General features: G+C 69.7%; 11 protein-coding genes. 3 read left to right on the top strand and 8 right to left on the bottom strand.

Annotated features, from left to right (window positions below; translation table 11 throughout):
• Window positions 1-157 precede the first annotated feature (157 nt).
• On the top strand, window positions 158-1,654 hold the full coding sequence (locus E1O70_RS18610) for a hypothetical protein (protein WP_061269044.1): 1,497 nt from the start codon (window positions 158-160) through the stop codon (window positions 1,652-1,654).
• Here the strand turns inward: E1O70_RS18610 and E1O70_RS18605 are convergent.
• Together E1O70_RS18605 and E1O70_RS18600 are read right to left on the bottom strand one after the other, a co-directional pair.
• Window positions 1,620-2,519 (bottom strand): DNA adenine methylase, encoded by a 900-nt coding sequence (locus E1O70_RS18605; RefSeq protein ID WP_061269043.1) that lies wholly within the window; start codon window positions 2,517-2,519, stop codon window positions 1,620-1,622. The genes E1O70_RS18610 and E1O70_RS18605 overlap by 35 nt on opposite strands.
• A 253-nt stretch (window positions 2,520-2,772) precedes the next feature.
• On the bottom strand, window positions 2,773-3,384 hold the full coding sequence (locus tag E1O70_RS18600) for a recombinase family protein (RefSeq protein ID WP_061269042.1): 612 nt from the start codon (window positions 3,382-3,384) through the stop codon (window positions 2,773-2,775).
• Between the two features lie 530 nt (window positions 3,385-3,914).
• Here E1O70_RS18600 and E1O70_RS18595 point away from each other — a divergent pair.
• Window positions 3,915-5,264: a dihydrolipoyl dehydrogenase family protein gene (locus tag E1O70_RS18595; RefSeq protein WP_061269040.1), complete on the top strand. Its 1,350-nt coding sequence runs from the start codon at window positions 3,915-3,917 to the stop codon at window positions 5,262-5,264.
• 222 nt (window positions 5,265-5,486) lie between these two features.
• Here the strand turns inward: E1O70_RS18595 and merB are convergent, their stop codons facing one another.
• Window positions 5,487-6,161 carry an organomercurial lyase MerB gene (gene merB / locus E1O70_RS18590; protein WP_061269039.1) on the bottom strand — a complete coding sequence of 225 codons (675 nt, stop codon included), beginning with the start codon at window positions 6,159-6,161 and terminating at the stop codon, window positions 5,487-5,489.
• Between the two features lie 46 nt (window positions 6,162-6,207).
• Window positions 6,208-7,641: a mercury(II) reductase gene (merA, locus tag E1O70_RS18585; RefSeq protein WP_061269038.1), complete on the bottom strand. Its 1,434-nt coding sequence runs from the start codon at window positions 7,639-7,641 to the stop codon at window positions 6,208-6,210.
• A 101-nt stretch (window positions 7,642-7,742) separates the two neighbouring features.
• Between merA and E1O70_RS18580 the strand changes: the two genes are divergently transcribed.
• On the top strand, window positions 7,743-8,132 hold the full coding sequence (locus tag E1O70_RS18580) for a heavy metal-responsive transcriptional regulator (RefSeq protein WP_061269037.1): 390 nt from the start codon (window positions 7,743-7,745) through the stop codon (window positions 8,130-8,132).
• A 130-nt stretch (window positions 8,133-8,262) separates the two neighbouring features.
• Here E1O70_RS18580 and E1O70_RS18575 read toward each other — a convergent pair whose 3' ends face one another.
• The 4 genes from E1O70_RS18575 to E1O70_RS18560 all read right to left on the bottom strand — a co-directional run bounded on the left by E1O70_RS18575 (window position 8,263) and on the right by E1O70_RS18560 (window position 12,856).
• Window positions 8,263-8,877 carry a recombinase family protein gene (locus E1O70_RS18575; protein ID WP_061269054.1) on the bottom strand — a complete coding sequence of 205 codons (615 nt, stop codon included), beginning with the start codon at window positions 8,875-8,877 and terminating at the stop codon, window positions 8,263-8,265.
• 78 nt (window positions 8,878-8,955) lie between these two features.
• Complete coding sequence (locus E1O70_RS18570; RefSeq protein ID WP_061269036.1) at window positions 8,956-10,254, bottom strand: TniQ family protein; 1,299 nt, start codon at window positions 10,252-10,254, stop codon at window positions 8,956-8,958.
• Window positions 10,251-11,162, bottom strand: coding sequence for a TniB family NTP-binding protein (locus E1O70_RS18565; RefSeq protein ID WP_240696765.1), 912 nt, complete (start codon window positions 11,160-11,162; stop codon window positions 10,251-10,253). Before E1O70_RS18565 ends, E1O70_RS18570 begins: the two co-directional genes overlap by 4 nt.
• Window positions 11,159-12,856: a Mu transposase C-terminal domain-containing protein gene (locus tag E1O70_RS18560; RefSeq protein ID WP_061269035.1), complete on the bottom strand. Its 1,698-nt coding sequence runs from the start codon at window positions 12,854-12,856 to the stop codon at window positions 11,159-11,161. Before E1O70_RS18560 ends, E1O70_RS18565 begins: the two co-directional genes overlap by 4 nt.
• Window positions 12,857-13,061: the final 205 nt, after the last annotated feature.

Below are 13,061 nucleotides of genomic sequence, written 5' to 3'. Positions count from 1 at the left end.
CCCGGAAGCGGTCAACCTGACTTCTGGCCTATACCCCGCGCGCTTCGTCCCTCTGACCAAGGAACGGGCCGTTTCACCCGGGTCACCTCGGCAGGAACTGAACTCTGTGCGGCAGCGGACGTGGGATGCTCTGGGCGAAGAGCGAAGGGAAGCAGGCGTGAGCTACCAGCAACTGCCCATGGACCAGGTGAAGGTCGAAGACCTCGTGCTGGACTTGGACAACTACCGGATCCCCACGCGTCCCGACGATGAGGCCGCGGCGTTGAACTACCTGTTTGCCGAGGAAGACGTCTTGGATGCCGCGACGTTGATCCTGCGCGACGGATACTTCGACAACGAAGTGCCGATCGTCGTGGAGGAAGATGGCGCCCACGTCGTCCTCGAGGGAAACCGGCGGGTCAGCGCCCTGAAGGCACTCCTGGATCCAGACTCTGTCCCGTCACACACTGTCGAAATCAGGCGGTTGCTGACCCGGTTCGCGGTCGAGGCGGAGAACCTTCCCCTCTCGATCCGCGTGCTGGTCGCCCCTTCTCGAGAGGTCGCCCGGCCGCACATCGCCCGCCTGCATACCGGACTCTCGAAGAAGCGGTGGAGCCGAGACCAGCAGGCCAACTACTACTTCTCGCTCCTCGGGCCTGGCGTCACCGTCGATGACCTGAAGCTTGACTACCCTGACGTGCAGGTCGTGCGGTTCCTAAAGATGGTCGCGATGCGGCGGTTCCTGTCGGGCGTCGCGTTCACCGACCCAAGCCTGCACGACTACGTCATCAGTCCCGCCCTCACGATGTCCGCGTTCGAGTACGCGTACCGCAACGCTGACATCGCCGCGGCGATCGGCGCGGTGTTCGACGGTGAGGGTCGTCTCGTCCCACATACTCTGTCGCCCCACTCGATCGGCGCTGCACTCGACGACAAGCAACGCGCAGCAGTCGAGCAACTCATGACGCAGTTTCGGGCCAAGCGCCTGAATACTCGCTCTGACGAGTTCAAGAAGGGGACACCGGAGCACCAGTCGCTGCTTGAAAGCCTCACTGGCACAGCACCAACCGCTACCTCTCCCGCGGTATCAGACGCGCGGGTCGGCGATCCCTCCGAGCCAGCCTTGGGTGAGGAATCCCCCGCAGTCACCGGTGACCCACACCAGGCTGGCGGCACGGGCGCTGGAGACGGATTGCCCAAAGCCGAGCAGCCAGCACAGATTGCGAGCCCGCGCGGCCCCAACCATCCCAACACCAAGTCCCTATCCTTGGCCGGGTTGGACTACGGGTCCGGTGCCTCGCACAACCTTCAGCTGCGCTACCAAGAGCTGCGAAAGATCGATCTGAAGGAAACGCCCGCCGCTGCGGCGATGCTGTTAAGGTCCGTGCTGGAGACCACGATCAAGTTTCATTTCGAAGGCACAAGCACCCCTGCAACCGGAGCTCTAGACGACAGCTTCAAGCTAGTCGTCACGGCGTACGGAAAGCAGAAGGCGCTACAGCACTCGATCGCCCGGATCCGCAACGGCGGTACGACCGCGCCAGGAAGCGTGCAGTGGTTCAACGTCGCCTCACATAGCGCCGAACTCGTCGTCGATGCACAGCAGGTCCGCGACGCATACAGCCTTCTCGAGCCCGTCCTCAGGCGCCTGCTTCGACCGGCAGCAGACAGTTGAGACTCATGAGCGACTGGGCTACTCGCGGCGAAGCCACTACCAACTCCTCGGCGCGACCGGGATACCTCGCGGAGTAGTTCAAATCCAGTGTCGCCTGAAAATGGTCGGCGTACAGGCGTTCGACCACCGGTGCCAGGTCGTAGGTCATCAGCCAGTCAGCTCGCGGAATCTCCCCAACGATCCGGGCCAGCGCCTGGTGGTCTCGTCCATCGAATGCGTTTAGGTAGAGTTGAGAACCTGCTTGGACGTAAGGGGGGTCGATGTACATGAAGGTCGACTCACGCTCGCCGTGTTTGAGGATCACCGAGCGTCCGTCCAGCTCGCTGACTTCGATTGAGTCGGCGAGGTCGCCCAAGGCGAGCAGGCGCTCGGCAAGGGTTGTCCGGTTGAACCGGGCGTCGATCTTATACTTGCCCGACTGGGCCTTGCCTCCGATCACGCCTGCGTTCAACACCCCAGATCGGTTGGTGCGGTTGAGGTAGAAGAAGGCCCGTCCCAGATCGAACCGGTCCTCCGTCTTTGATCGGTACACCTCGCGCTGCCTGGCCCACTCCTCCAGTGTCAGGGGCACCGAGTGCACCCACGCAACGAAGTCCTCGTTCTGTTCCGTTACGGACTTCCAGAACGCGAACACTGCCGGATCGATGTCATTGATGACCAGCCGGCTCACCAGGCCCTCGCGTAGGAGCGCGATACCCGCGCCTACGCCGCCTGCGTACGGCTCGACGTACACCACGTCCCGGAGCCCCAGGTCTTCTATCAGGTCGGCGAACAAGCCCGCGAGAGCCGACTTTCCTCCCGGATAGCGCAGCGGTGACAAAGTCCCGTACCTTCGCGAGGCCTGAATTCTCAGCGACTGTGTCATGCGCCCTCTTCCAACCGATTCCGGTATGCCGCGGTCCGACAGCGCCCGGAGCAGTACTTCGCGTCCGTACGGCCGAGGAACGTCCGCGCGCAGATGACACAGATGCGCCAGTCCCCACTTCGACGCAGAGCCTCTCGACGCACCCGACGGGCCAGTTCATGCAACGCGACGTCGTCGATCGCGGCAAGATCCAGCGCCGAGGGTCCGTCCACCATGTGACGAGTCTATCTGTCACACGGGCACTTCGGAACCGTCATTCTCGCCGCCCTCCGGCGATTGCACTGGGAACGGATATCTCATCGTCCAGTGCTGAGAGGTGGCGGTACAGAGTGTCTCGAGAGACCCCGAGGGCCCGGGCGACGGCGGCGCGGGACTGTCCGCCAGCAAGGGCCACGCGCGCGGCCGCGACGCGGTCCGGGGTCATGACGCTCGGGCGTCCGCCGACCCGACCGCGGGCGCGGGCGGCGGCGAGGCCGTCGAGGGTGCGCTCTCGCGCGAGGTCGGCTTCCATCTGCGCGACGGCGGCGAGCACGTGCACCATGAGCCGCCCGGTCGCGCTCGAGGTGTCGATCGTCTCTGTGAGCGACCGGAGCGTGACGCCGCGGTCGTCGAGGTCGCGCACGAGGCGCGCGACGTGCGCGGCGGACCGGCCGAGCCGGTCGAGCTTGGTCACGACGAGCGTGTCCCCGTCCCGCAGCCCGGCGAGGAGTCGGGCGAGCTCGGGGCGGTCCTCGCGGCGCCCGGAGGCCTTCTCCACGACGACGTCGCGCTCGTCGACTCCGCCGGACCCGGTGAGCGCGTCGACCTGGGCGTCGAGGTTCTGCGCCGTGGTGGAGACCCGGGCATACCCGTAGGTGTGTGCCATGCGGTGACCGTAGCGAAAACCCCCGGGTCGCGTTCTGCGACACCAGGGGTTTTCGGACACTAGTTCTGCGACATGTCCTCTCGGCGTGTCGCGACGGCCGCTGTCAATGTTCGGAGTCGCCTGCACGGATGTCCGAAGTTGACTTCAGGATCGGCTGGCCCGGCCCCACTAGCGGCGATACTGGGGTCCAGGGCAGGTCATTGGGGCACCTGGCGGGCTCTGGCTTCTCTTCTCTCGGGACCGACCTCGCCATCCTCCGTCTTGAGTGCCTTGCGCACGCCCACCACGTGATGGCCAGCGGAGAAGTCCGCCAGAGGGCCCACTTCCCCCGCTCGGGTGTCGACGACGGCTGCGCCTATGCCGGCCGGGTGCCGCCGGCCGAAGCCATCGGTGCACGTGTAGGCCTGATGGGCCTGATGGCCTAGCGCGTCTTACGCTCACCGTTTCAGACGGCTGGTGCGAGGGTGGGCCGTTGTGCAGCCGGCCGTTGAGTCGGTGCACGTCGCCACCCCTGAAGAGGAGGTCAACGGATGGATGATCGATTTGATGCCATTGTCATCGGGATGGGCCCGGGGGGTGAGGTGGTTGCCAGCAAGCTGCTGGAGGCGGGCAAGCGGGTCGCCGTCGTTGAACGTGAGCTCATCGGTGGGGAGTGCGCGTACTGGGCATGCATCCCCTCCAAGACGGTGTTGCGCCCTCCGGAGGCCAAGGGCGGAGTCGACCGGGCCGCGGGGGTGGACGGTGCCGGGCTGGACTGGCCGGCCACGCGCGACTACCGCGACTACATGATCCGCCACCTCGATGACAGCAAGCAGGTCAGCGGCTACGAGAAGTCCGGCGCCACCGTAATCAAGGGCGCCGCCCGGATCACCGCTCCGGGCTCGGTGGATGTCGAAGGGCAGCGGCTGACGGCCGAGCACATCGTCGTCGCCACCGGGTCCGATCCCGTCGTCCCGCCCATCGAGGGGCTGGACCAGGCGCCGGTGTGGACGAACCGCGAGGCCACCACGCTGACCGAGATTCCCGACCGCGTGGTGATCGTCGGCGGCAGCGCCGTCGGCGTGGAGCTGAGCCTGTTCCTGCACCGGTACGGCGCCGAGGTCACCATCCTCGAACAGACTGAGCGGCTGTTGCCTCGGGAGGACCCGCGCGTCGGAGAACTCACCGAGCGGTACGTCAGGGATGAGGGCATCGACGTGCGCACCGGTGCCACCGCCGCCCGGGTCCGGCGCGAAGGCCAGGACACGGTGGTGGAAGTCGACGGGGGCGGCGAGGTGCGTTGCGATGTCATCGTCGTGGGCGCCGGGCGGCGCCCACGCACCGCCGACCTCGGGCTGGACACGGTCGGGGTGCAGGTCGGCGAGAGAGGCGAGCTCGTCGTCGACGATAAGTGCCACGCGGGCGCCGGCGTCTGGGGACTGGGAGACGTCACCGGCGTCATGCTGTTCACGCACGTCGCGAAGTACCAGGCCCGTGTGGTGGCTGACAACATCCTGGGCAGGTCGCGCACGGCCCGGTACGACGGCATCCCCCGGGTGGTGTTCGCCGACCCGGAGATCGCCGCGGTGGGGATGACCAGCCGGCAGGCCCGGGACCGGGGCCTGCCGGTGGCGTCCACGGAGGTCGACCTCGCTGACGCGATCGCTAGGCCGTGGACCTACGAACGCGACCCGCGCGGGCACCTGGGTGTGCTCGCCGACCGCGACCGCCGGGTGCTCGTCGGCGCCTGGGCGCTCGGCCCCCAGGCCAGTGAGTGGATCCACACCGCCGCGCTGGCCGTCCGTGAGCAGATACCGGTGGACCGGCTCCTGGACCAGGTCGCCCAGTTCCCCACCTACAACGAGGGCTACCTCCAGGCCCTCCAGCGCCTCGAGCTGTAGCCGATGGTCACGAGCAGGGCGTTGTGCCGGCGCTGGCGATCCGCACCGCGCCTTCCCTGGCCCGCGCGCAACCGGTCCAACTTCCGGCGCGGTGCGGCCGGCCCGGCGCAGCAGTGCCGAGGAGGGATTTCCGGGTCCCGTTCTTCCGTCGAAGAGAGCGCAGGTCCCTCTCCTCGCTGGGGGCCGGGGCCGGCCCCGGCCCCGGCCCCGGGTGGCAGCAGCTCAGCAGCACCGGGAGTTTTGGCCGGTGGTGTCGCGGGGGATGTCGTGGCCGACCGGGGTGTGCTCGTCGAGCATGTTCGTGGTCATGGCGAGGGCGAGCCGGTAGGCGTCCTTGACGGCAGTTACCTCGGCGTCGGGGTGCCTCTCGAGCCAGGGCCGGGCGTCCTCGGCGGAGGCGAAGTAGTGGACCTGGTTGCAGAACGCCGAACGCACCGAGGACATGTCGGCGGGGTGGTTGACCAGGGAGACCACCGCGGTGGGCGGCTCCACCTTGGTGACTCCGTCCGGCCCGGCGTGCACCCGCACCGGGGTCCGCGTCGTCGGGGAGAGCGATTCGATCGTCACCGCTTTGTCGAGGAGCGCAGGGAAGATCAGGGTGTCCAGCGCGCACCAGGTGTACAGCTGCCGGCCGTCGACAGCGAAGTGGTGGCGGGTCGGCCGCAGGGTCAGTCCGAGACCCACGATGCGCCCGTCCTCGTCGTACTCGGTGTCGGGAACAGCGGCCAGCGCCTGGCGGACCTCCTCGGCCGGCCGGCCGGTGGCAGCCGCCAGGTCGGCGACTTCGACCGGGGCGCCGGAGGCGAGGAGGCGGAGCAGCGGCAGCCAGAGCCAGGTCTCCAGGCCGGAGTCCTGTGTGGCCAGTCGCTCGGTGAGGGTTTTGGTTTCATCGTTCACGGGGAAATCCCTTCCTATTGGTGCCGCGGGTCTGCGGCGGTTGTGGTCAGGCGGCGCAGCAGGAGAGCTTGGAGACGTCGGTGGTGAAGGACTGGCAGGCGAGCTTGATGCCCTCGGCCATGGTCAGGTAGGGCGCCCACATGTGGGCGACCTGGTCGACGGTCATGCCGGCTTCGAGGAGGTACACGCCGGCGGCGGCCAGCTCGCCGGCGTCCTTGGCGACCGCGGTCAGGCCAAGGATCTGCCCGGTGTGCGCGTGGGCGACGACCTTGACGAAGCCACGGGTGTCCCGGTTGACCAGGGCGCGGGGGACGTACTCCAGCGGCAGCACGCGGCAGTCGCACGGAATCCCGGCGGCCACGACCTCCCGCTCGGTCATCCCCACCGCACCGACGGCGGGGCTGGTGAACACCACCCGGGGCAGGTGGCGGTAGTCGACCTCCCGGCCGGCGCCGGCGAAGGCGGTCTCGACCACGAGGGTGCCGTGGGAGGCGGCGACGTAGACGAACTCCCGGTGCCCGGTGACGTCCCCGGCCGCCCAGATTCGGGGGTTGGTGCTGGCCAGGTGGCCGTTGACGATGACCTCGCCCAGCTCGCCGGTGCTCACGCCCACGGCGTCCAGGTTCAGTCCGTCGGTGACGGGGCGACGGCCCGTCGCGACCAGCACCTTGGCGGCGCGGAACTCCTCGACCCCGCCCGAGACCGTGGCGGTCGCGACCACCTCGCCGGTGGCGTCGTCGGTGCGCAGGGCCGAGACGGTCGCCCGGCGCACGACCCGGATGCCCTCGTCGGCGAACACCCCGAGCAGCGCCTTGGAGACCTCGGGCTCCTCCCCGGAGGCCAGGCGGGAGCGGACCAGCATGGTGACCTGCGAGCCGAGCCGCGCGAAGAGCTGGGCCTGTTCCAGTGCGACGTAGCCGCCGCCGAGGACCAGGAGCGTGTCGGGCACCTCATCGAGCTCCATCGCCGTCGTCGAGGTCAGGTAGTCGATGGTCTCGAGCCCGGCGATGGGCGGCGCCCACGGCGTGGAGCCGGTGGCCACGAGGTAGTGCGCGGCGCGCACCGTCTCGACCGTGCCGTCCGGACCGGTCACCTCGAGCAGCGGCTCGTCCGCCGTGGCGGCGAAGGTGGCGTCGCCTTGGCGCAGCTCCCAGCCGTACTCGGCGGCCAGGTCGACGTACTTCTCCGCCCGCATGGTCTCCACCAGCGCCCGCTTGCCGCCGACCAGCCCGGACATGTCCGCACGGGCGGCGGACGTGGCGATGCCGGGGAACCGGCCCGAGTCCAGCGCCACGTGGTGGGCCTCGGCCGCGGCGATCAGCGCCTTGGAGGGGATGCAGCCGGTGTTCACGCACGTCCCCCCGATCGTCGACCGCTCCACCATGAGGACCCGCTTGCCCAGGTTGGTCGCCGCGATCGCGGCCGCGAAGGCGCCGCCACCCGAACCGATGACCGCGAGGTCGACCTCGGTGTGTCCCATCTGATCCCTCCCGCTCGTTGCCGCCGAGGTGGCGACAGGACCAGACTGGACCTTCCAGTGCAGGGGAAGGTCAAGTCCGGCGGCACACGAAGGAGAGATGGATGCGGATCGGTGAGGTCGCGGCGGCGGCCGGGACGACGACGAAGACGCTGCGCTTCTACGAGGACCAGGGGCTGCTCCCCACGCCAGAGCGCACCGCGGGCGGGTACCGCGACTACGGCCAGGACGTGATGGGCCGGCTGGACTTCATCCGCCGCGGCCGCACCGCGGGGCTCAGCCTCGCCCAGCTGCGCCAGATCCTGGCCATCCGCGACGCCGGCGAGGCCCCGTGCGCACACGTCGCCGGCCTGCTCAGCACCCGCGTGGTCGACCTCGACCGGCAGATCGCCGATCTGCAGGCACTGCGCCAGACCGTCGCGGAGCTGCGGGACACAGCCACCACCGCCGACCCCGCCACCTGCGCCCCAGACCAGGTCTGCCGCTACCTCTAAGTGGCAGAAACTATCAGAACTTGACTTCGTGTAGGACTGGCATCGATCGCCGCGCGCCCGGGCGAGTCGACCAGGGATGACAACGAAGGGCACAGCTGGTGTCCGCCTACCAGCCGCTGGGCCGGCCGGTTCAGTTGCCGGGGAGGACCTTTCGCCCGTCGGGACGTAGCTCCCCGGTGGGAGACACGTGCCGGTACAGGGTCTGGCGCGTGATACCGAGCTCCTTGCACAGGTCGGTGACGTTGGTGTCGGGTTGTCCCATGGAGGCCATGGCGAGGCGGAGCTTGGCGGGGGTCATCTTGTAGGGGCGTCCGCCTTTGCGGCCGCGGGCGCGGGCGGCGGCCAGGCCGGCGATGGTGCGTTCGGAGATGAGCTCACGCTCGAACTCGGCCAGGGCGGCGAAGATGCCGAAGACGAGCTTGCCGGAGGCGGTGGTGGTGTCGATGGCGGCGCCCTGGCCGGTGAGGACCTTCAGGCCGATGCCGCGCTGGGTGAGGTCGTGGACGATGTTCACCAGGTGGCGCAGGTCGCGGCCGAGGCGGTCGAGCTTCCAGACCACCAGGGTGTCGCCGGCGCGAAGGGCCTTCAGGCAGGCGGCGAGGTGGGGGCGGTCGTCCTTCTTGCCGGAGGCCTTGTCCTCGTACAGGGCGTCGGGCTCGACGCCGGCGGCGAGGAGGGCGTCGCGTTGCAGGTCGGTGGTCTGGGACCCGTCGGCCTTCGAGACACGCATGTATCCGACGAGCATCGCCGTCACCTCCATCACTTATTCGACCGATTACGTGACAGTCCGCATCCGGAGGATTCTCCGGAGGAGATGTGTCACTTAACCGGTCACGTATTCTACGTCGTGCAAAGGTGCCGTCGCTTCGGATGTGACGAGCGCGCACTCTTGGACGGGTGGAGCGTCACGGGCGTGCACATCGTCCCGGGTTCGTGGGAGGTGGCGTTCGGGGACGCCGAGGGCGACCAGGTCCTCGCGGGTGCGCCGGAATGTGGTCTCGCTGCGGGTCAGGGCGGTGAGAGTGGCCAGCAGCTGGCGGGCGGCGGCGGGGTCGCGCTGGGCGCGGGCGATGGCTCGGTTCATCTCGTCCTTGATCTCCTGCCAGTGGTCACGGCGGCGCTGGGGCGGTGTGCTGCCGTCGGGAACGGGCCGGTAGGGCTCGGGGGTCAGGAGATGGCCGAGGGTGCCGTGGGCGGTCACGTCGCCGGCCTCGACCAGTTGCAGGGTGGTGGCGGCGGCCTCGAGGAGCATTCGCTGCTGCGGCCACGGCAGCGCCTCGTAGGGGCGCCAGGGGCCCGCCATGCCGGCCCGCGGCGGATGACCGGTCACGTGCCAGAGGTGCTGCATGGTGTGCCGGGAACGGACGCGCAGCATCGAGACGGGGGTGGAGAGCTCGTCGATCAGGGTGCGTAGGAGACGGAACCACATCCCGACGTGCACTCGGCGGCGGGGCAGGGTGACGAGGCCGGTGTGCAGACCTTCGTGGGTGAGCGCGTCCATGGCGACGACCGGGACCGGTGCGGCGGTGGCATTCGTGTCCTGCTTCGCCCAGGCGACGAAGCCGCCGAGGGCGCCGAAGGCGGGTTCGAGGCGGCAGCCGTGCTGCGAGCAGCTGAGCGTGAGCGGCAACTGGGAGACCAGGGTGAAGCCGGGGGTGCCGGCCGTGGTGGTGCTCAGGCAGGTCGGGCAGGCCCGGCGAATCGGTTCGCGTCTGAGGTCCGAGGGCAGCCAGGCGCGCCAGCCGGGCACCTGCCGGCGGGGGCGTTCCTTGGCGGTGAGGAGCACCGAGTCCTGGTGGAGGTAGGTGTCGAGCGCCGCCCCGGCCTCCGGTTCGACGTCCAGGGTGTCGAGGAGCCAGGGCGCCCAGCCGGCGATCGTCATCTGGCGCAGCTCGCCCAGGGGCACTCCGGTGCGCCGGTGGAGGGCGGTGAGCACTCCGGGTGGCGGGTCCAGGTCCAGGGCACCGCCGTCGTAGATTATCGGGTCGGCGCCCGGCGGGAGAAGGTCGTGCCGGATCAGTTCCTCGACGCTGAGCCCGTAGATCTCGGCCAGTCGGTTGAGCCAGGAGGACAGCGCCTCTCCGTCGCCCGGTGGCGGGTGCAGCGGCCATCGACGGGTCATGCGAGCTCGCGTTCGACCATCCGGCGTCGTTCCGTGGGGCCGGCGTAGGGCGCCATGAGGAGGGCGCGTTGGTTGATGGCCTCCTCGCCGGACTCGATCGCGGCCACGGCGGCGTCGACGAGCAGGTGGGTGAGCTCGCCGATGGTGCCCTCGCTGCGGGTCAGCAGGTAGCGGGTCATCTCCTCGGTGGCGATGGTCGAGCGGCGGCGCAGCGGGAAGGCGGCGGCGAAGCTGGCCAGCAGCGACCGTGTCTCCTGGTCGGGTTCCCACCGGGGCAGGGTGAAGGGTTCGAAGCGGTTCTCGAGCTGGTCGTCGGAGCGGATGGCCAGGTATGCCTCGCGGGTGCCGACCCCAACCAGCGGGATGCCCAGCTCGTTGCCGAGGAAGCGGATGAGGTTGAGGAACTCCCGGCGGGTGTCGGACCGCCCGGCGAGGACGTTGTGCAGCTCATCGATGACCAGCACGCGTACTCCCGCGGCTCGCAGCAGCGCCAACGCCATCGGCTCCATGTCGGCCAGGCGCTGACGCGGGCGTAGCGGTGCCCCGAGCGTGGCGAGCAGCGCGACGTAGAACCGGATCACCGACGGTTCGGAGGGCATCTGCACGACCAGGACCGGGATCTCCTCCCGGTCCGCGTGTGAGGTGGGCGGGTGGAGGCGGCGGAACTTCTCGATGATCATGGACTTGCCGTTGTTCGTCGGGCCGACCAGCAACAGGTTGGGCATCCGTTGCCGGCCGGGCCACGCGTACAACGTCTCCAAGCGGTCCAGGGCCGCGGTGGCACGGGAGTAGCCGATCCACCGGTCCGCGCGCACGTGCCGGACCCGTTCCTCGGCCGGGAGCCGGGCCAGCGCCCGGGCGCTGTCGTGCAGGTGGTCCAGGTCGGCCGGGGCCAGGTCGTTGTTCACCACTGCTCGATCACCTCGAACGGAACCGCGTCGGCGTCCATCCGGTCCTCTGCTTGTCGGCCCGCCGGGACGTCCTCGGGCGGGCACGCAGGCATGGTCGGCGGTGCGGCGGCCGCCGGCGGGTTGCGGTGGCGTCGTTCGGCGTCACGGCGGGCCCTGCGCGTGGTGGCCCGGGCGGTCTCGGTGATCGTGCGCATCTGCTCGACCATCCGGAACAACGCGTCCTCGTCGACCTGTGCCCGTCCCTCGGCGTGCAGCCGCTCGAGCGCGGCACGATGCTCCCACGCGCTCACCGCCGGGCGTGACAGGGTCCGGTAGGGCACCGGCAGGTAGGCCCCGCCCTCGGGGTCGAGCACCCAGATGCGGCTGATGTCGCGCGGGTCGCGGCGGATCACGAACCGGTCCAGCCGGTCGCGGCGGGCGATCCACGGCTTGAGCGCGTCGCTGAAGTAGTGCACGTGGTCGATGACGAACCCGGTGCGGGTCAGGGACCGGCGGATCACCGGCAGGAAGTCCACCAGGAACGCCGTCTCGTCGGTGACCGTCATCGGTGCCGCCCCGGTAGTGGCGGCGGCCCAGCGGGCCTGCGGGGTCTGCCGCGTCGTGCCGTGGACCTGCCCGTGGTAGCTCGCCACCGCCAGCGCCAGCCATCGCTGCAGCTCCGCGAGCGTCAGGACCGCCTTGGCGTCGGAGTCGTAGCTGCCGCGCTGGGCCGGGTTGGAGAACGTCGTGCCCGGCAGCTCGTGGACCATCTCCATCAGCGTGCCCACGACCCGCTCGACGATGCCGCCGTAGTGCGGACGCCCCGGCGGGCGGTAGCGCAACTTGATGCCGTGCTCCTCGCACCCGCGCCGGAGTGCCTCGCTTTTGAACTCCGCGGCGTTGTCCAGGTACAGCTCGCCGGGCTTGCCGGCCATCGGCCAGGCGGCCTCGGTCCCGAGGCGCTCGAGCCAGGCCTGCTTGTCGGTGACCATGTGCGCCAGACAGAGCCCCGCCGACAGCGCCGAGGGCGCCTCCAACGTGATCACCAGCCCGACGATGCACCGGGAGAAGACGTCGATCCCGACCGTCACGTACGGCTGCCCGATCGGCAGGCGGTGCCGCTCGTCGACCACGACCAAATCCACGACGGTGTGGTCGATCTGCACCTGCTCCAGCACCCCGCTCACCGGCGGCACCTGCCCGCCGGCCGACGCCAGGGACCGGGCCCCGTCCGGGCCCTCCCGCGCCGTCGCGGCAGCCTGCGGGTCCAGCCCGGCGATCCGCCGTTCGACGGCGCCGCGCGAGGGTGCCGGCAACCCGCGCCGCCGACAGGCCCGGACGATCTCGCGGTGGACCGCCGCGGTGGTCCTGTGCTGCCTGGTCAGGCACTCCCGGGGCAGCACCTCCGCGAGGATCGCCTCCACGTCGGCCGGCAGTCGCCGCCCGCCGCGGCCGCCGGACGAACGGCCTGGGACCAGGGCCGAAACCACGCGACCGCCCTCGCGCCACCGGCGCAGCAGCACGTACACCTGACGCCGCGAGACACCCAGGAGCTCGGCCGCGCTGTCCACCGCCTCGCCACCGGCCCGGCCCGCCTCGGCGAGCGGGGCGATCACCTCCGCCCGGCGCACCGCCACCGCCCACACCTCATCCGGGACGGTCAGCAGACCTCGCTCGGCAACGCGATCCTCATCGACCGCCTCGTCGTGCACAGGACTATGGAACAACGTGCCGGTCGTGCGTACGGGTACGGACACGCCGGCAGCTCACACTCCCATGCACGCAGCACCGAACTTGCAGGTCACCTGTGCACGCGACTTCGGGATCTGACAGCCGCCGCGGTGTACGGAAAACGGTCGGTTCTGCGGTGTCCGACAACCTTGTAGGAACCGGCCAAGTTTCGGGAGGGTCTTCGCC

The sequence above is a fragment of the Cellulosimicrobium funkei genome, assembly GCF_004519295.1.
Classification (GTDB): Bacteria; Actinomycetota; Actinomycetes; order Actinomycetales; family Cellulomonadaceae; genus Cellulosimicrobium; species Cellulosimicrobium funkei.
The sequence above is the reverse complement of the archived record's forward strand: the minus strand, read 5'-3'. Positions and strand labels throughout refer to the sequence as shown.

Bases quoted from the DNA above. Each gene is read 5' to 3' on its own strand.
- E1O70_RS18605 (WP_061269043.1), bottom strand. From the start codon at position 2,519: ATGACACAGTCGCTGAGAATTCAGGCCTCGCGAAGGTACGGGACTTTG.
- E1O70_RS18600 (WP_061269042.1), bottom strand. From the start codon at position 3,384: ATGGCACACACCTACGGGTATGCCCGGGTCTCCACCACGGCGCAGAAC.
- E1O70_RS18595 (WP_061269040.1), top strand. From the start codon at position 3,915: ATGGATGATCGATTTGATGCCATTGTCATCGGGATGGGCCCGGGGGGT.
- merA (WP_061269038.1), bottom strand. From the start codon at position 7,641: ATGGGACACACCGAGGTCGACCTCGCGGTCATCGGTTCGGGTGGCGGC.
- E1O70_RS18580 (WP_061269037.1), top strand. From the start codon at position 7,743: ATGCGGATCGGTGAGGTCGCGGCGGCGGCCGGGACGACGACGAAGACG.
- E1O70_RS18575 (WP_061269054.1), bottom strand. From the start codon at position 8,877: ATGCTCGTCGGATACATGCGTGTCTCGAAGGCCGACGGGTCCCAGACC.
- E1O70_RS18570 (WP_061269036.1), bottom strand. From the start codon at position 10,254: ATGACCCGTCGATGGCCGCTGCACCCGCCACCGGGCGACGGAGAGGCG.